The 15482-nt window shown below is 69.9% G+C and carries 22 protein-coding genes; 16 read left to right on the top strand and 6 right to left on the bottom strand.

What is annotated here, in order from left to right; genetic code table 11:
- The first annotated feature begins 2 nt into the window (after window positions 1-2).
- Window positions 3-1238, top strand: coding sequence for a Cmx/CmrA family chloramphenicol efflux MFS transporter (locus AB0H78_RS12725; protein ID WP_363234666.1), 1236 nt, complete (start codon window positions 3-5; stop codon window positions 1236-1238).
- Here the strand turns inward: AB0H78_RS12725 and AB0H78_RS12720 are convergent.
- Both AB0H78_RS12720 and AB0H78_RS12715 read right to left on the bottom strand, forming a co-directional pair.
- The gene (locus AB0H78_RS12720; protein WP_363234352.1) at window positions 1195-1461 is read right to left on the bottom strand and encodes a DUF4031 domain-containing protein; all 267 of its coding nucleotides are present in this window, start codon (window positions 1459-1461) and stop codon (window positions 1195-1197) included. The two genes, AB0H78_RS12725 and AB0H78_RS12720, sit on opposite strands and share 44 nt — an antisense overlap.
- Window positions 1458-1814: a hypothetical protein gene (locus tag AB0H78_RS12715; RefSeq protein ID WP_363234351.1), complete on the bottom strand. Its 357-nt coding sequence runs from the start codon at window positions 1812-1814 to the stop codon at window positions 1458-1460. Before AB0H78_RS12715 ends, AB0H78_RS12720 begins: the two co-directional genes overlap by 4 nt.
- A gap of 87 nt (window positions 1815-1901) precedes the next feature.
- On the opposite strand from AB0H78_RS12715, the gene AB0H78_RS12710 reads away from it, so the two are divergent.
- Genes AB0H78_RS12710 through AB0H78_RS12700 form a run of 3 tightly spaced genes read left to right on the top strand, consistent with a single transcriptional unit; the run spans window position 1902 to window position 5361 of the window.
- The gene (locus tag AB0H78_RS12710; RefSeq protein WP_363234350.1) at window positions 1902-2825 is read left to right on the top strand and encodes a MurR/RpiR family transcriptional regulator; all 924 of its coding nucleotides are present in this window, start codon (window positions 1902-1904) and stop codon (window positions 2823-2825) included.
- A gap of 12 nt (window positions 2826-2837) precedes the next feature.
- Window positions 2838-3791 carry an N-acetylmuramic acid 6-phosphate etherase gene (gene murQ / locus AB0H78_RS12705; RefSeq protein ID WP_363234349.1) on the top strand — a complete coding sequence of 318 codons (954 nt, stop codon included), beginning with the start codon at window positions 2838-2840 and terminating at the stop codon, window positions 3789-3791.
- 46 nt (window positions 3792-3837) lie between these two features.
- Window positions 3838-5361: a PTS transporter subunit EIIC gene (locus AB0H78_RS12700; RefSeq protein WP_363234348.1), complete on the top strand. Its 1524-nt coding sequence runs from the start codon at window positions 3838-3840 to the stop codon at window positions 5359-5361.
- 55 nt (window positions 5362-5416) lie between these two features.
- Here the strand turns inward: AB0H78_RS12700 and AB0H78_RS12695 are convergent, their stop codons facing one another.
- Window positions 5417-6358 carry an NADP-dependent oxidoreductase gene (locus AB0H78_RS12695; protein ID WP_363234347.1) on the bottom strand — a complete coding sequence of 314 codons (942 nt, stop codon included), beginning with the start codon at window positions 6356-6358 and terminating at the stop codon, window positions 5417-5419.
- Window positions 6359-6568: 210 nt separating this feature from the next.
- Here AB0H78_RS12695 and AB0H78_RS12690 point away from each other — a divergent pair, with 210 nt between their 5' ends.
- The 4 genes from AB0H78_RS12690 to AB0H78_RS12675 all read left to right on the top strand — a co-directional run bounded on the left by AB0H78_RS12690 (window position 6569) and on the right by AB0H78_RS12675 (window position 8454).
- On the top strand, window positions 6569-6859 hold the full coding sequence (locus AB0H78_RS12690) for a hypothetical protein (RefSeq protein ID WP_363234346.1): 291 nt from the start codon (window positions 6569-6571) through the stop codon (window positions 6857-6859).
- Window positions 6856-7098, top strand: a complete 243-nt coding sequence (locus AB0H78_RS12685; RefSeq protein WP_363234345.1) for a hypothetical protein — start codon at window positions 6856-6858, stop codon at window positions 7096-7098. The genes AB0H78_RS12690 and AB0H78_RS12685 overlap by 4 nt, the downstream gene beginning before the upstream one ends.
- Window positions 7099-7231: 133 nt before the next feature.
- The gene (locus AB0H78_RS12680) at window positions 7232-8092 is read left to right on the top strand and encodes an NAD(P)-dependent oxidoreductase (RefSeq protein WP_363234344.1); all 861 of its coding nucleotides are present in this window, start codon (window positions 7232-7234) and stop codon (window positions 8090-8092) included.
- Window positions 8093-8169: 77 nt separating this feature from the next.
- Window positions 8170-8454, top strand: a complete 285-nt coding sequence (locus AB0H78_RS12675; RefSeq protein ID WP_363234343.1) for a hypothetical protein — start codon at window positions 8170-8172, stop codon at window positions 8452-8454.
- Between the two features lie 9 nt (window positions 8455-8463).
- On the opposite strand, the gene AB0H78_RS12670 is transcribed toward AB0H78_RS12675, so the two are convergent.
- On the bottom strand, window positions 8464-8973 hold the full coding sequence (locus tag AB0H78_RS12670; RefSeq protein ID WP_363234342.1) for a YceI family protein: 510 nt from the start codon (window positions 8971-8973) through the stop codon (window positions 8464-8466).
- A 124-nt stretch (window positions 8974-9097) separates the two neighbouring features.
- On the opposite strand from AB0H78_RS12670, the gene AB0H78_RS12665 reads away from it, so the two are divergent.
- The 4 genes from AB0H78_RS12665 (at window position 9098) to AB0H78_RS12650 (ending at window position 10827) form a co-directional block, all read left to right on the top strand.
- Window positions 9098-9610: a MarR family transcriptional regulator gene (locus tag AB0H78_RS12665; RefSeq protein ID WP_363234341.1), complete on the top strand. Its 513-nt coding sequence runs from the start codon at window positions 9098-9100 to the stop codon at window positions 9608-9610.
- A gap of 98 nt (window positions 9611-9708) precedes the next feature.
- Complete coding sequence (locus AB0H78_RS12660; RefSeq protein ID WP_363234340.1) at window positions 9709-9891, top strand: hypothetical protein; 183 nt, start codon at window positions 9709-9711, stop codon at window positions 9889-9891.
- A 130-nt stretch (window positions 9892-10021) separates the two neighbouring features.
- Window positions 10022-10357, top strand: coding sequence for a helix-turn-helix domain-containing protein (locus AB0H78_RS12655; protein ID WP_363234339.1), 336 nt, complete (start codon window positions 10022-10024; stop codon window positions 10355-10357).
- Window positions 10358-10452: 95 nt separating this feature from the next.
- A complete protein-coding gene (locus tag AB0H78_RS12650) occupies window positions 10453-10827 on the top strand; it encodes a VOC family protein (protein WP_363234338.1) in 375 nt (124 codons plus the stop codon).
- 214 nt (window positions 10828-11041) lie between these two features.
- Here AB0H78_RS12650 and AB0H78_RS12645 read toward each other — a convergent pair whose 3' ends face one another.
- Window positions 11042-11269 (bottom strand): hypothetical protein, encoded by a 228-nt coding sequence (locus tag AB0H78_RS12645; protein ID WP_363234337.1) that lies wholly within the window; start codon window positions 11267-11269, stop codon window positions 11042-11044.
- A gap of 117 nt (window positions 11270-11386) precedes the next feature.
- On the opposite strand from AB0H78_RS12645, the gene AB0H78_RS12640 reads away from it, so the two are divergent.
- The 4 genes from AB0H78_RS12640 to AB0H78_RS12625 all read left to right on the top strand — a co-directional run bounded on the left by AB0H78_RS12640 (window position 11387) and on the right by AB0H78_RS12625 (window position 13813).
- On the top strand, window positions 11387-12232 hold the full coding sequence (locus tag AB0H78_RS12640; RefSeq protein ID WP_363234336.1) for a helix-turn-helix transcriptional regulator: 846 nt from the start codon (window positions 11387-11389) through the stop codon (window positions 12230-12232).
- Entirely contained in the window at window positions 12207-12416 is a 210-nt protein-coding gene (locus AB0H78_RS12635) for a DUF397 domain-containing protein (RefSeq protein ID WP_363234335.1), read from the top strand. The genes AB0H78_RS12640 and AB0H78_RS12635 overlap by 26 nt, the downstream gene beginning before the upstream one ends.
- A gap of 74 nt (window positions 12417-12490) precedes the next feature.
- A complete protein-coding gene (locus AB0H78_RS12630; protein ID WP_363234334.1) occupies window positions 12491-13051 on the top strand; it encodes a TIGR03086 family metal-binding protein in 561 nt (186 codons plus the stop codon).
- Between the two features lie 30 nt (window positions 13052-13081).
- Window positions 13082-13813: a VOC family protein gene (locus AB0H78_RS12625; RefSeq protein ID WP_363234333.1), complete on the top strand. Its 732-nt coding sequence runs from the start codon at window positions 13082-13084 to the stop codon at window positions 13811-13813.
- A gap of 263 nt (window positions 13814-14076) precedes the next feature.
- Here AB0H78_RS12625 and AB0H78_RS12620 read toward each other — a convergent pair whose 3' ends face one another.
- Window positions 14077-14277 carry a hypothetical protein gene (locus AB0H78_RS12620; RefSeq protein WP_363234332.1) on the bottom strand — a complete coding sequence of 67 codons (201 nt, stop codon included), beginning with the start codon at window positions 14275-14277 and terminating at the stop codon, window positions 14077-14079.
- Window positions 14278-15482 lie beyond the last annotated feature (1205 nt).

Raw genomic sequence — 15482 nt, 5'->3', positions numbered from 1 at the left:
GCATGCCGCTCGCCGTCTACATCCTGGGCCTCTCGGTCTTCGCCCTGGGCACGAGCGAATTCATGCTCTCCGGCCTGCTCCCGGCGATAGCCGACGACATGGACGTCTCGATCCCCCGCGCAGGCCTGCTCATCTCGGCCTTCGCGATCGGCATGGTGGTGGGCGCCCCGCTGCTCGCGGTGGCGACCCTGCGCCTCCCCCGGCGTACGACGCTCATCGCCCTGATCAGCGTCTTCGGCCTGGGCCAGGTGGCCGGCGCGCTCGCCCCGAACTACGCCCTGCTCTTCGCGTCCCGCGTCGTCAGCGCCCTCGCCTGTGCGGGCTTCTGGGCGGTCGGCGCGGCGGTCGCCATCGCGATGGTCCCGGTCAACGCCCGCGCCCGCGCGATGGCGGTCATGATCGGCGGACTCTCCATCGCGAACGTCCTCGGTGTCCCGCTGGGCGCGTTCCTCGGTGACAGCCTCGGCTGGCGTTCGGCGTTCTGGGCGGTAGGGGCGGCGTCCGCGATCGCCCTGGTCGGCGTGACGACACTCATCCCCCGCATCCCGCTCCCCGCCGAGAAGCCGCAGCTCAAGAAGGAACTGAGCATCTACGCCGACCGCCAGGTCTGGCTCTCGATCGCGATCACCGCGCTCGCCGCGGGCGGCGTCTTCTGCGCGTTCAGCTACCTGGCCCCGCTGCTCACGGACACGGCGGGCCTCGCAGAGGGCTGGGTCCCCGGCGTCCTCGCGCTCTTCGGCTTCGGCGCTCTCGTCGGTACGACGGTCGGCGGCCGGGTCGCGGACGCGCACCTCTTCGGCGTACTGCTCACCGGGACCGCGGCCTCGACGACCTTCCTGATCGCGCTCGCGCTGCTCGCGCACAGCGCCCCGGCCGTGATCGTCCTCGCGTTCCTCCTCGGCACGTCGGCCTTCTACACGGCCCCCGCGCTCAACGCCCGGATGTTCAACGTGGCAGGCGCGGCCCCCACGCTCGCGGGCGCGACCACGACGTCGGCCTTCAACATGGGCAACGCGGGCGGCCCCTGGCTCGGCGGCCTGGTCATCAGCGCGGGCCTGGGTTACGCGGCGACCGCCTGGGCGGGCGCGGCGATGACGGCGGTCGCGATCGTGCTCGCAGCCGTGTCCCTGCGCCTGCACCGCACCACGGCGTCACGCGTGGTCGCCAAGTCCCCATCCGGTCCGTCCAACTCCGTCACGCAGGGCGCCCCTTCGGCCGCCGCAGCCCCGCCTCGGTAAGCCGCCGCACCAGCTCCTTCGAGCCGATCTCGACCGCACCGGCGCGCACGGCGTCGGCGTACCGGTGCGAGGGGACGTCGTAGTGATCGCGCTCGAAAGCACGCGGCGGGCACCCCACCCCCGCCGCGAAAGCGTGCAGCTCCTCGAAGCTCACATCGCTCACGAGATGCGACCACATGCGCCCGTGTCCGGGCCAGGTCGGCGGATCTATGTAGACCGTCACGACAGGGCCCCCACCGGCGCCACGATCACGGCCGCCTTCGCGCACACCCAGTGCGGATCGGCGCCGAGCTCCGGCTCGACCTCCAGCGCATGCGGGTCCTCTTCGCCGCAGACCGGGCAGAGCGGCCACCGCCCGTACTTCTCCAGCAGCGCGTCCTGTACGTCCTGAGCGACCAGCCCCAGCACGAACTCGGCGCCCTCGGGCCACTGCTCCACCCACCACCGCCGCTGCGTCACCGCGTCCTCCACCAGCGACACGACATCGGCATCGGCCACGTCGCGGGCCGCCAGATCGGCGAGTACGAGCGCGCGGGCCGCGTGCAGGGACTGTTCCAGGGGGCTCAGAGGATCCATACGTCCCATTGTCTCCTTGTCCCAGGTCACACGATCGGGACCTTGGGGGTCTTGACGGACGCCCACCTCTGAAAATATCTTTCAAATGTGACCAATCGAGTGAAGGAAATTTTCACCGGCGACAGCGCCCCGCCCGCCCCGGCCGCCCTCGCGGCCAAGGTGCGCACGCTCGCGCCGTCCATGACGCGCTCCATGCAGCGGGTCGCCGAAGCCGTGGCCGCCGATCCGGCAGGCTGCGCGGCCCTCACCGTCACCGGTCTCGCGGAGCTCACCGGCACCAGCGAGGCCACCGTGGTCCGCACCGCCCGCCTCCTCGGCTACCCCGGCTACCGCGACCTGCGCCTCGCACTGGCCGGCCTCGCCGCCCAGCAGCAGTCGGGCCGGGCGCCCGCGGTGACCGCCGACATCGCGGTGGACGATCCGATCGCGGACGTCGTCGCCAAGCTCGCGTACGACGAGCAGCAGACCCTCGCCGACACCGCGGCAGGCCTGGACACCGTCCAGCTGGGAGCGGCGGTCTCCGCCCTCGCCTCCGCCCGCCGCATCGACATCTACGGAATCGGCGCGTCCGGCCTGGTCGCCAACGACCTCGCCCAGAAGCTCCTGCGCATCGGCCTCATCGCCCACGCGCACACCGACCCGCACCTCGCCGTGACCAACGCCGTGCAGCTCCGCTCCGGCGACGTGGCCATCGCGATCACCCACTCCGGCTCCACCGGCGACGTCATCGAGCCGCTGCACGCCGCCTTCGAGCACGGTGCGACGACGATCGCGATCACCGGCCGCCCGGACGGCCCGGTCAGTCAGTACGCCGACCACATACTGACCACCGCCACCGCCCGCGAGAGCGAACTGCGCCCCGCCGCGATGTCGTCGCGGACCTCTCAACTCCTCGTCGTGGACTGTCTATTCATCGGCGTCACCCAGCGTACGTACGAGACGGCGGCCCCTGCCCTCGCCGCTTCGTACGAGGCACTCGCACACCGTCACTCGCCCCGCACCAGGAAGTAGAGCCGCACGACCATGACCTCCACCTCCACCACCCCCGCCGCCTCCGACGAGAACTACGGCGAGCTGCGCGCCCAGCTGGCGACCATGGCCACCGAGGCGTACCGCCCCGAGCTCGCCGAGATCGACACGCTCCCCACGCTCGACATCGCCCGGCTGATGAACGGCGAGGACGCATCCGTCCCCACCACCGTCGCCGCCCAGCTCCCGCGCATCGCGGCCGCGATCGACGACATCGCCGCCCGGATGTCGCGCGGCGGACGCCTCATCTACGCGGGTGCGGGCACGGCAGGCCGCATGGGCGTCCTGGATGCCAGCGAGTGCCCGCCCACCTTCAACACCGACCCCGCCGAGGTCGTCGGCCTGATCGCGGGCGGCCCGTCCGCCATGGTCAAAGCGGTCGAGGGCGCCGAGGACTCCAAGACCCTCGCGGCCGAGGACCTGGACTCCCTGGCCCTGACCGCCGACGACACCGTCATCGGCATCTCGGCCTCGGGCCGTACCCCGTACGCGATCGGAGCCGTCGAGCACGCCCGCGCCAAGGGAGCGCTCTCGGTGGGCCTGTCCTGCAACGCCGACAGTGCACTGGCGGCTGCCGCGGACCACGGCATCGAGGTCGTCACGGGCCCCGAACTGCTCACGGGCTCCACCCGCCTGAAGGCCGGCACGGCCCAGAAGCTGGTCCTCAACATGATCTCGACGATCACGATGATCCGGCTCGGCAAGACGTACGGAAACCTCATGGTGGACGTCCGCGCCTCCAACGAGAAGCTCCGCGCCCGCTCGCGCCGCATCGTGGCCCTGGCCACCGGCGCCGACGACGCCGAGATCGAAACGGCGCTCACCGCGGCCGATGGCGAGGTCAAGACGGCCATCCTCATGATCCTGGCCGAGCTCGACGCCCCCACGGCCATCACCCGCCTCACCACCACCAAGGGCCACCTCCGCGCGGCCCTGACCTCCCCCTGACCCACCACCCGCACCCGAACCCCCCGCACAGCAAGGCACCCGCACCATGGCTACTGACAAGAACCGCGCCACCGCCGCCGCGATCCTCCCCCTCGTCGGCGGTGCGTCCAACGTCTCCTCCATCGCCCACTGCATGACCCGGCTCCGCCTCGGTCTCGTCGACCGCACGCTCGTCGACGACGACGCGCTCAAGGCACTGCCGGACGTCATGGGAGTGGTCGAGGACGAGACGTACCAGATCGTCCTGGGCCCCGGAAAGGTCGCCAGGGTCACCCCCGAGTTCGAGGCGCTGGTCGCCGAGGGCAAGGCCGCGGCTCCCCAGCCGCCGGCACCCGAATCGGCCCACACGGCCGACGAGCTGGCAGCCCAGGGCGCAGCCATCAAGGCGGCGCAGAAGGCGAAGAACGCCACCCCGTTCAAGCTCTTCCTCCGCAAGATCGCCAACATCTTCGTCCCGCTGATCCCGGCCCTGATCGGCTGCGGCATCATCGCGGGCATCAACGGCCTGCTGGTCAACGCGGGCTGGCTCCCGGGCATCACCCCCGCCCTCGCCTCGATCGCGTCGGGCTTCATGGCACTGATCGCGGTCTTCGTCGGCTACAACACGGCGAAGGAGTTCGGCGGTACGGCGATCCTGGGCGGTGCGGCAGCGGCGGTCATCGTCTTCCCGGGCGTCGCGAACGTCACCGCGTTCGGCGAGAAGCTCTCCCCCGGACAGGGCGGCGTGCTCGGCGCCCTGGGCGCGGCGATCCTCGCCGTATACGTCGAGAAGTGGTGCCGCAGGTGGGTCCCGGAGTCCCTGGACGTCCTCCTCACCCCCACGATCACGGTCCTGGTGACCGGCCTGGTCACGCTCTTCGGCCTGATGTACGTCGCCGGTGAGATCTCCACCGCCATCGGAACCTCGGCCACCTGGCTCCTCGCCCACGGCGGCGCGGGTGCGGGCTTCATCCTCGGCGGCCTGTTCCTCCCGGTAGTGATGCTCGGCCTGCACCAAGCACTCATCCCCATCCACACCACGCTCATCGAGCAGCAGGGCTACACGGTCCTGCTCCCGATCCTGGCGATGGCGGGTGCGGGCCAGGTCGGCTCGGCGATCGCGGTCTACCTGCGACTCCCCCGCAACCTCTCGATCCGCAAGACGATCAAGTCGGCGCTCCCCGCAGGCTTCCTGGGCGTCGGCGAGCCGCTCATCTACGGTGTCTCGCTCCCGCTGGGCCGCCCGTTCATCACGGCCTGCATCGGCGGCGCGTTCGGCGGCGGCTTCGTAGGCCTCTTCAACCAGCTCGGCGACACGGTCGGCTCCACCGCGATCGGCCCCTCGGGTTGGGCCCTGTTCCCCCTCCTCCAGGGCAACCACGGCCTGGGCACGACGATCGCGATCTACGCGGGCGGCCTGCTGGTCGGCTACATCGCGGGCTTCGTAGCGACGTACTACTTCGGCTTCACGAAGCAGATGCTGACGGAGTTCAACGTCACGGCCGACGAGGCGGCGGCCGAGGGCCTGCCCTCGGCGGACCCGTCGGCGTCCCTGGCGCACGACAAGGAGAAGGAACCGGCAGCGGCCTGACCCACCCCTGCTCACCAGGAGGCGGCACCCCAACCGGAGTGCCGCCTCCGGCAGTTCACGGACCGACCGACAGCACCAGCTTCCCCGTCGTCCGCACCGACTCCCCCAACGCATGCGCCTTCGCGGCCTGTTCGAGCGGGAACGTGGTGTCCACGACCACCCGCAGCTGCCCGCCCTCCACCAGCGCCGTGAGCTCCAGCAGCCCCGCCCTGTCCGGTTCGACGAGGACGAAGCCGGCCCTCGGATCAGCAGGGAAGGTGTCGTCCGGCGGGATGACGGAGATCAGCCGACCGTCCGGGCGCAGAGCGCTGAGCGAGCGCGCCCAGTAGTCGCCGCCGACCGTGTCCAGGACCACGTCCACGCCCAGGCCCGCACCGCGCAACACCTCAGCGAAATCAACGGTGTTGTAGTCGATCAGCTCGTCCGCGCCCAGGTCTCGCAGGAACGCGTGCTTGGCGGCGCTCGCCGTGCCGATCACGTACGCACCCCGCGCCTTCGCGATCTGGACCGCCAGATGGCCGACGCCGCCCGCCGCCGCATGGATCAGGACGCGCTGCCCCGGCTGTACGTCGGCCGTGTCGACCAGCGCCTGCCACGCTGTCAGGCCCGCCAGCGGGAGGGCGGCCGCGTGGATCGCGTCGAGCGTGGCGGGGCGGCGGGCGAAGTGGCGGGCGGGCGCCGTGACGAACTCGGCGTACGCGCCTGCCGGATGGGGGAAGCGGGGCATGCCGTACACCTCGTCGCCGGGGACATGGATCGCCACTCCGTACCCCGCCTCCTCGACCACACCGGCCACATCGATGCCGAGCGTGAAGGGCGGTACGGCACCCGTCGAGAACCGGCCGCGGGCCCGGGTCTTCCAGTCCGCCGGATTGATACCGGCCGCCTGGACGCGGACCAGGATCTCGCCGGGTCCCGGGACCGGACGGTCCGTCTCGACGAGGTGCAGGACCTCGGGGCCGCCTGCGGAGTTCTGGCTGATGGCGCGCATGCGCATGGGACATCTCCTGGTGGTACGTGGGGTGTTCACCACCAGGGTGGGCGGAGCACGGATCCGGCTGAAGTGGCCGGACAGCCACAGTTCGCCAGGATCCGGCCACGGAGGAAGAGCGGCTGACGCCGCCGATCCACCCCGGCCATGATGAGCGTCGACTTCGTAACCAGCGTCGGGGGGGCAGCCGTGGGGTCCGGATCCAGACGTACGCGCATGGCCAGAGTGGCGGGCCCGGTGGCAGCGCTGCTCGCGCTGGCCTGCGGGTGTACGGAAGGCGGGGCCGGCAGCAAGGGGACCACCCGGCCCAGTACGAAGCCGCTCGCAGCCCCGTCGCAGCGCCAACCGGTGCCGGTGCCGGTGCCGACGCTCCATGGCACACCCCGGCTCACGACCCGGCAGCTGACGTCACTCACCTTCAAGGAAGGCGTCGACCCAGGTACGTACGGCATACCCGTCACGACTCTCCCCGACAGCGCAACAACCAAGCCGGGGCCCAGCAATTGATCAACTGGAAGACCGACATCTACCCAGGGACCACCACGCTCGCCGCCTATCCCCACGGCGGGGCCAAGCGGTTGTTCGACGACATCGGGCACGGACAGCAGCGGTTCATCGACACGGTCATCGTTCAAGTCGGCGACACCATCGCCACCTTCAACATGATGGACGTCGGACGCCAGACCCCCTTCCCGCTCTACCTCCTCGTCCGGCAGGCCGACCGCCTCGCTGCGGCCCAGCGCTAGGGGATGTCCGGCGGATGCCGCAGCCAGGGAGCGCCGGTCCCTGGATAACCGCGTCTCTCCCGCCGCTCGCGCTCCTCGCGCAGGGTTGAGGCATGGCGACAACCACGCCGGTGACGACAACGAGGAGGCAGCCATGCTGACATTGGTGACAGGCGCGACAGGCCAGGTCGGGAAGCGTTTCGTACCCCGCCTGCTGCAGAGCGCTCCCCCCGGCGACGAGGTACGCGTCCTGGTGCGCGACGCGGCCCGCGGCGAGCAGTACGCCGCGCTCGGCGCCCAGGTGCAGGTGCTGGTCGGCGACCTGCGCGACGCGGAGGTCCTCGGCAAGGCGACGGCCGGGGCGGACGCGGTGGTGAACGTCGCCGCCGCATTCCGCGGGGTGCCCGACGAGGAGGCGAGGGCGGTCAACCGGGACGCGGCAATCGAGCTGGGCCGGGCCGCGGTGGCCTCGGGCGTACGACGGTTCGTGCAGGTCAGCACGGGTCTCGTGTACGGGGCCGGCCGGGGCAGGCCCCTGGTCGAGACCGACGAGACCGTGCCGGGCGCGCACATGTGGGGCGCCTACCCCGAGTCGAAGTGGGAGGCGGAACAGGCGCTCACCGCGCTGGACGGCCTCGACGACCTGCGCATCGCCCGGCTCCCCTTCGTGTACGGCGACGGCGACCCCCACCTGGCCACCGCCCTGGAATGGGCCCCGAACTGGCCCGCCATGCAGCGCCTGCACATGGGCCACCACCAGGACGTCGCGCAGGGCCTGCGCCGCCTGCTCTACGCACCCGGGGCGCACGGCGTCTACAACATCGCCGACGACGCCCCGATCACCACGGCCGACCTCTTCCATTTCCACGGCCTGCCGGTCCCGCAGGAGGTCCAGGAGAAGGAGACCCCGGACCCCTGGCACGGCGTGATGTCCACGACCCGCATCCGCCACGAACTGGGCTACCGCCCCCTGATCCCGTCCCTCTGGACGGCACGGGACGCGGGCGTGCTCTAGGTCCCGTCCGGAGCGGGAACCGACCCCGTCGCCCCGCTCCACGTGCGGACCCGACGCCCCGCACGCATGGTGGAACCATGGCTGACACGAGCGTTTCCAAGATCTCCTGGACCGAGTTCCGCCCCCAGCAGCGCACCCTCGCCACCGGCGCCGCCCTCACCGCCCTGGGCGCGCTGACGGCGACGGTCGGCATCGGCGTACTGGTCTACGAACTCGCCCGCGCGGGCCGCAACTGGACCGGCACCTGGGACGTCCCGCCCACCGAGATGGCGTCCCGGACCCTCCACCAGGCCCAGACGGCGGCCCAGACCGCGGCAAAGGCAGGCCGAGACGCCTGGCAGAACAACCACCCGACCGCCTAAGCCCGAGCGCTACTTCACGCGGGAGAACCGGAGCGACCCGGTGACGGTCGTCAGCCCGCCCATCATGCGCAGCTGATTCCACGTGATCCCGAAATCCCCGCGGTCCACGGTGAATTCGACGTCGAGTGTGACCTCGTCCGCGCTGGTGCGGGTCACCTTCGCGGGCACGGCCCGCGGCTTGCTGACACCGCGCACGGTCAGCTGACCGTCGAGCTCGGCCGCATCCCCGTCGACCTTGGCGCCGAGCACGGCGAAGGTGATCTCGGGGTGCTTCTCGACGTCGAAGAAGTCCGCCGAGCGCAGATGGGTGTCGCGCTTGGCGTTCTTGGTGTCGATGGAGGCGGCATCGAGCTCGACGGTGCCGGTCACGCTCCCGTCGGCCTGCAGCTCCCCGCTGCCGGTCACGGTGCCGAAGGTGCCCTTCACATTGACGAGACCCCAGATCGTGCGGTGACCGACGGCCACGGTGGAGGCGCTCGCGTCGAGCTGCCAGGGGCCGGCTTCCGGGGCGACGGTCATGATCGTTCCTCCGATGATCCAAATTTGGATGACTGATGCGGGTCCCACCGTAACCAGTGATCCAAATTTGTACAACATCGCGGGCCAGGTAGGGCAAATTTGGACAACCGATACACTCAACCCCATGGCAGAGCCATCAAAATCCGACGACCGCCCCTCCGGCTGCCCCGGCCGGGGCGAGGGCCTGCTCCCCGCCGAACTGCGCGCCTGGATGCTCCTGCGCGCGGCCACAGGCGCCGTGGAGCAACGGCTGCACTCGGTGGTCAAGGACCAACTGGGCGTCTCCCACGACGAGTTCCTCATCCTCTGCCTGCTCGCCGAGGAGCGCGGAGAGTCGGGCGAAGGCGTACGCATGACACGCATCGCCGAACTCCTGGGCCGCCCCAAAACCCGCCTCACCTACCAGGTGGCCCTGCTCCAGCGCGCCGGCCTGGTCACCCGCGCCTCGGCCTGCGGCGACCGCAGAGGCGTAGAGGTCACGCTCACGGACAAGGCCCGCACCCTCCTCCGCGAGGCCTCGACGAGCCTGGCGTCGACGGTCACCGACTCCCTGGCCGAATACGTGGGCCCGGCCCAGCAAGAGGCGCTCTTCCACCTGATCCCGGACTTCGAGGGCGTCGCACCTTCCGCGGACTGATCCCCGTTCGGGGCACGCCCCTCCCGCACATCACTCAATGGAGCGAAGACCGAGCACTTCCACTATTATGACCTCGACGACATATTACGGTCCGCCGTATGCCCACTCTGTTCACGATCGAGACGGAGCCGGAGGTCCGGTCCTGGCTGGAGCTTCTGCCCGACCATCAGTTCCGCAAAGTCGAGGAATACGCCGAACTCCTCGCAGACATGGGCACACACCTGCCCATGCCGTTCGCCCGGCCCCTGCGCGACGGCGTGACCGCCGCATCGTTCTGCTAACTGTCTTCCGCAAATCCCGGATGCGCGAGACAGCTCAGGTCGACCGGGCCGTGCGGGTCCGCAAGACGTGCGAGACCGAGCACGCACCGGCCCACGTGACATACGACCGCGCCAAGGACGGAGATCCGGCATGAGCCACAGCCGCTGGAAGCTGGCCCGCGAGAAGAAGATCATCGAGGGTTACGCGGAGACCGCCGAGGTCGAGGCGGAACGGGCCGAGATCCGCCTCGCCATGGCCTTCGCGAAGGCCGTGTACGACCGCCGCCAGGAACTGGGGCTCTCACAGACCGAGGTCGCCGAGCGGGTCGGCCTGACCCAGGCCAAGATCTCCCGCATCGAGGGCGCTGACACAGTCCCGACGCTGCCGCTCCTACGCCGCCTGGCGCAAGCCCTCGATGCCTCCCTCAGCATCGCGCTCGACGCCGATCACGAGGAGGTCGCCTTCACGGCGCACTCGGCGGCGTAAGCCGGCGGGTGGTCCGCGAAGCAAACCCGGTCGCGGGGGCACCGCTCCCCTCTCTACGGTGTGACACCACCGCCCGCGATCACCACGGAGCCGCAATGCCCCCGACGATGAGACTGACCGCGATCAACCTCGACTGCCCCGACCCCATAGCCCTGGCCGCCTTCTACCAAAAGGCCACCGGCTATGAACCGCACCCCAAGTCGGACGCCGAGTTCGCGGGCCTCACCCGCGAGGACGGTCTCTTCATCGGCTTCCAGCGGGTGGACGACTACCGCCCCCCGACCTGGCCCGACCAGATCGTGCCGCAGCAACTCCACATCTGCTTCAAGACCGACGACCTGCCCGCGACGGCGGCCCACCTCCTCACCCTGGGCGCCACGAAACCGCCCCACCAGCAGGGCGAAGCCGACGGCCGCTGGCTGGTGCTCCTGGACCCGGCCGGCCACCCCTTCTGCCTGGTACGCGGCTGACCCCGCCCCTCCCGCTACGGCAGGCGCCCCTCCCGGTTGAGCTCCCTGACCAGCCCCCGCAACGCCTCCCCCGACTCCACCGGCGTCAGCACCTCCGGCGGGCAGTCCCACTCCAACCCACCACCCGGCGGCCGGAGTTGCACGAACCCGCCCTCACGCGCCATGACGCGCCCCACCCTCCCGCTGCGCGCATCGACCGCGTACGTACCGACCTTCACCGCGCCGCCCCCGCTCCCACGCCGTGCAGTACGGCGACGAGCCGCAGCGCGGTATCGATGGTGCAGCGCCCCAGATCGACCAGCGGCAACCCGCCCCGGTCCGCGAAGGACACGGGGTCCACCCGCAGCGAGGGCAGCGCGACCCCCACCGCCATGAGCCCCGCGCCCAGCTGCTCCACGGCCTCCTCCGCGGCCCGCACCCGCTCCTGCCCGGTCATCGCCATCGCCCGCTCCTCCACGCTGAGTGTTCGCTTTCACCACACAGCGTGGTCGCGACCGCTCTACGCTTTCCAGTAGCAACACCCCAACAAAGCCTGTTGCTGGATCGGGAGTTGATGCGCATGACCGGACCGAAGGACCTCGACCCCTCATCGCGCCGCATCATGATCGGCGAGGAGTTGCATCATGCACGGGAGCGGGCCGGGCTGACCCAACAGGCCCTGGGTGAGCGCCTGTTCGTGAGCGGGTCGTACGTGGGTCAGATGGAGGCGGGGACGAGGCGGATCCTGCCGGACATGGCGGCGAAGCTGGACGAGATCCTGGCGACGGGGGGCTTCTTCGTTCGCCATTGCGTGAAGGCGAACAGGTCTAAGCACCCTGAGCACTTTGCGGAGGCGGCGGAAGCCGAACTTCTGGCCACCGCAATCATGGAGTACGGGGCGATGCTGATCCCTGGCCTGCTCCAAACTCCCGACTACGCCCGCGCAGTCTTCCTCGACTACCAGCCCACAGCGCCGGACGCGACGATCGACAAGCTCCTGAATGCCCGGGTCGAGCGCGCTCGGCTTCTCGATGGCCCAACATGCCCTTTGTTGTGGGTCGTTCTTGACGAGGCGGCTCTCCGCCGCCCGGTCGGTGGACCTGCTGTTATGGCCTCCAACCTGCATCACATTGCCGACTTGATGCGGAAACGCCGGGCCGTCGTCCAGGTGCTCCCGTTCGCAGCCGGAGGACACGCCTCCCTGCACGGCTCACTCAAGATCATGCACTTCGACGACGCGCCTCCACTCACTCTCATCGAAGCGCCCGCCACGGGCCGACTGTTGGACGATCCAGCCACAGTCGCCCGCCATCAGCTGTCCTACGATCTGCTCAGGGCCAACTCGCTTACCCCAAAACAATCCCTGGCCTTGATCTCATCGGTGGCGGAGGATTACGCGCATGAAGATCACAGCTTCCAACCGTGACATGGCCGCGCCCATCTGGCGCAAGTCCACCTACAGCGGCGGCGAGGGCAACAACTGTGTAGAGATCGGCAACGGCCACTCCCACGTCGTCCCCGTCCGCGACTCCAAGAACCCCACCGGCCCGAAGCTCGTGCTTCCCGCCGCCGCCTGGTCCGCGTTCATCGCAGACCTCAAGCAGCCCTAACCAGTCCGACACCCGCCCCACACGTCCGTAAATCACTGGGACACCCGACCAGAACCGCTCTACCCTCTCCCCCCGTGACTACAACGGCGTCAGTAGCAGATCTCGCGCGCGCGAGCAGGGCCGTCGGCGACCTGATCGCCGAGATCAGCACCGAACAGTGGGCGGCCCCAACCCCCTGCACGGAGTGGAACGCGCGCGATGTGGTGCACCACCTGGTCGGCATGGACCTGGTGTTCGCGGCCATGCTCGAAGGCAGGCCACTCCCCGAACGCGGCGCAGACGTCCTCGGTGAAGACCCCGCCGAAGCTTTCCGCGCCTCCAGTACGGCACTGCAAGCCGCCTTCTCCCGCCCAGGCGTACTGGAGCAGATCTTCCAGGGCCCCATGGGACACGCAACAGGCGCCGACCGCCTGCAGATCCGCCTCAGCGACCTGCTCGCCCACGGCTGGGACCTCGCCCGGGCCACCGGAATCCCCACGGCCCTGCCCGATGACCTCGCCGAGCAGTCCTTGAACTTCGCGCAGTCACAACTCCCCACCCAGTCCCGCAAGGGCCGCTTCGCCGAGCCCCAGCCCGTCGCGGACACCGCCCCGGCCATCGACCGCCTGGCCGCGTTCCTGGGTCGCCCGGTCTGACCGGCAATACGAATCGGAGATACACGGGATATGACAAGCCATCTGTCCGCGATCTGCTTCAACGCAACCCACCCATCCGACCTGGCGCGGTTCTGGTCCGGGCTCCTGCGCTGGGAGTTGGCCGACGCTAAGGACGGCGGCAGCGCCGCGATCCAGCCCCCTGACAGCTCCGGCTTCCGTATCCGCTTCCTGGAGAGCCAGGACCCGAAGACCCGCCAGAACCAGGCGCACTTCGACCTCACGAGCGCCGCACCCGAGGACCAGGGGAAGACGGTGTCCCGAGCCCTGGAGCTCGGCGGAAAGCACATCGATGTGGGCCAACTCCCCGAAGAGGGGCACGTGGTGCTCGCCGACCCGGACGGCAATGAGTTCTGCGTCATCCCGGCTGGCAACAACTTCCTTGCCGACACCGGCGTCATCGGGGCACTGGCCTGCGACGGCACACAGGCGGTCGGCTATTTCTGGAGCGAGACGCTGGGCTGGCCCCTCGTCTGGGACCAGGACGAGGAGACCGCGATCCAGTCGCCGCAGGGCGGCACGAAGCTCACGTGGGGCGGCCCGCCGGTGGCCCCGAAGTCGGGCCCGAACAGGCTGTACTTCGAGCTGGCGGTACCCGCCGGGTCCGACACCGACTGGACCACGGAGATCGCCCGCCTGACCTCACTGGGCGCGACGCGCACCGCCGCCGGCGCGGACGACAGCAGCCCGCTCCTGATGCTCGACCCCGACGGAAACGAATTCACCGTGACGCGACCCCGGTAGGCCGGTGGTCAGTGCCGTCCGGAGGGCCGCCCGAGTTTGCCCCTCTGCCTGACGAAATACCAGAGGCAGCAGCAACTCGCCACGACAGCAAGGAGACCCCACCCTGCGCCGATTCCCGAGACGATGAGAAATACGGACACGGCGGCCGCCAAAGCGACGAGCACAACAGTCAGTTTGACGTACCACCGCACACCCGCCCGCTGTTCCATGGTCCATCCCACGCGACCCATACGCCCGTCCTTTCCCGTGCAATCAGGAAGCATTCACCGAGGGAACCTGACGGCCGCGATCCCCGCTCCCACAGCGACCATGGCGACAAGAGGCGCGACCCAGGCGTGCGTAACAGGCGCTCCGCTCAGCGTTATGACCGCACCGATGAGTACGTAGACGGCCAGGAACCCGAAAGCCAGGCTCGCCACGGGGTGGTCGCGGGTCCGGCCTTCCAACGCCTCGATCCGCCCCATGGGCCAACTCTCATTACCCTTAGTGGTCATGGGATTCCGGGTGCCCCCGCCACCCCAGTTGAACCCCACAACAGCACGAAGCCCGCCCGATCCACCCCGACTCCTACCCGGTGCTTCTAGTCGGGGTCGGGAGGGTGGGCCCCCCTGCCGACCGATACCTGGAGTGTGGCGTTTCCGGGCCGGAGTAAAGGGCGCTCCCTGCGGTCGCGTCGCTGCGCGATGGCCCTCCGGGCCACCCTTGACACCGCCCCTCCACCGCAAAAACTTGGCGGGTTATCGGTCGGCAGAGGGTCCTGGCCGCATAGAGGAGAGCATCCACCGGGGTGCGGTCAGCCCGTGGCCGAACCACACCCGCCGGGGGCCGGGCCGGTGACCCGGTCCGCGACCCGCACCGGGGCGGGGCGGGCGAACCACCGCACCCGCTGAGCACGTGGCGCGGGCCTGCCCGGCGGATGCGGGACGGCGGACCGGACTCCCGGGGAGCGATTCGCGCCCCTAACTGAACACACACCCACCCCACGCCCGACGAACACACGACACACAGGCATCGTTGCAGGTCACAGCCCTGCACCCCGGGGACCGGATGGTTGAGGGCTCAACTGGGTCACCTAAGGGGCACCCCCGGCGCGGGGAGCGGAGCTCCACCCCGGACGCTGTGACGCCAACCGCCCCGCCGAAGTGCCCCGCAGCCGAACCCACCAGTCCCACCGGTCCGCAGGAGCAGCGCGGTCTCCACGAAACCCCAGCCCCGTCGCGGCAGCAGCCAGCGGGACGAGCCCCCAGGACTCGGCCTACGACGCGCAGCGTCGTACATCCCGAAACACCAACAACGAGCCGAGCCGCGCGACCGACAACCGGCGCACGCCCCCCACCTGTTCGCCGTAGCCAGCTTCCTTGCGCCGAAGGCGCGAAACGAAACCCGCAGGGCGCCCCCGGCCCGAAGCCCATCACCCCCGGGGCAGAACCCTCAGATGACCCCGAATACGGTCAGCACTCCCGCCACAGCGAGAATCGATCCGCAGACGATATACAGGACGCGACTGTATATCCGGGACGCATTGCCCCCGCTCCTGCCGAATACGATGCGCGATTTCGCCTGATCGCCCCGCGCAGACCGCTTGTTCAGGGCCACTACAGCTACACCCACAGCTGTCATCAAGAGCCCAATGACTACGGACATCTTCACTCCCCCTTGTGATGCGGTT

Origin of the sequence: Streptomyces sp. NPDC050738 (genome assembly GCF_040654175.1) — a bacterium.
Classification (GTDB): Bacteria; Actinomycetota; Actinomycetes; order Streptomycetales; family Streptomycetaceae; genus Streptomyces.
The sequence above is the reverse complement of the archived record's forward strand: the minus strand, read 5'-3'. Positions and strand labels throughout refer to the sequence as shown.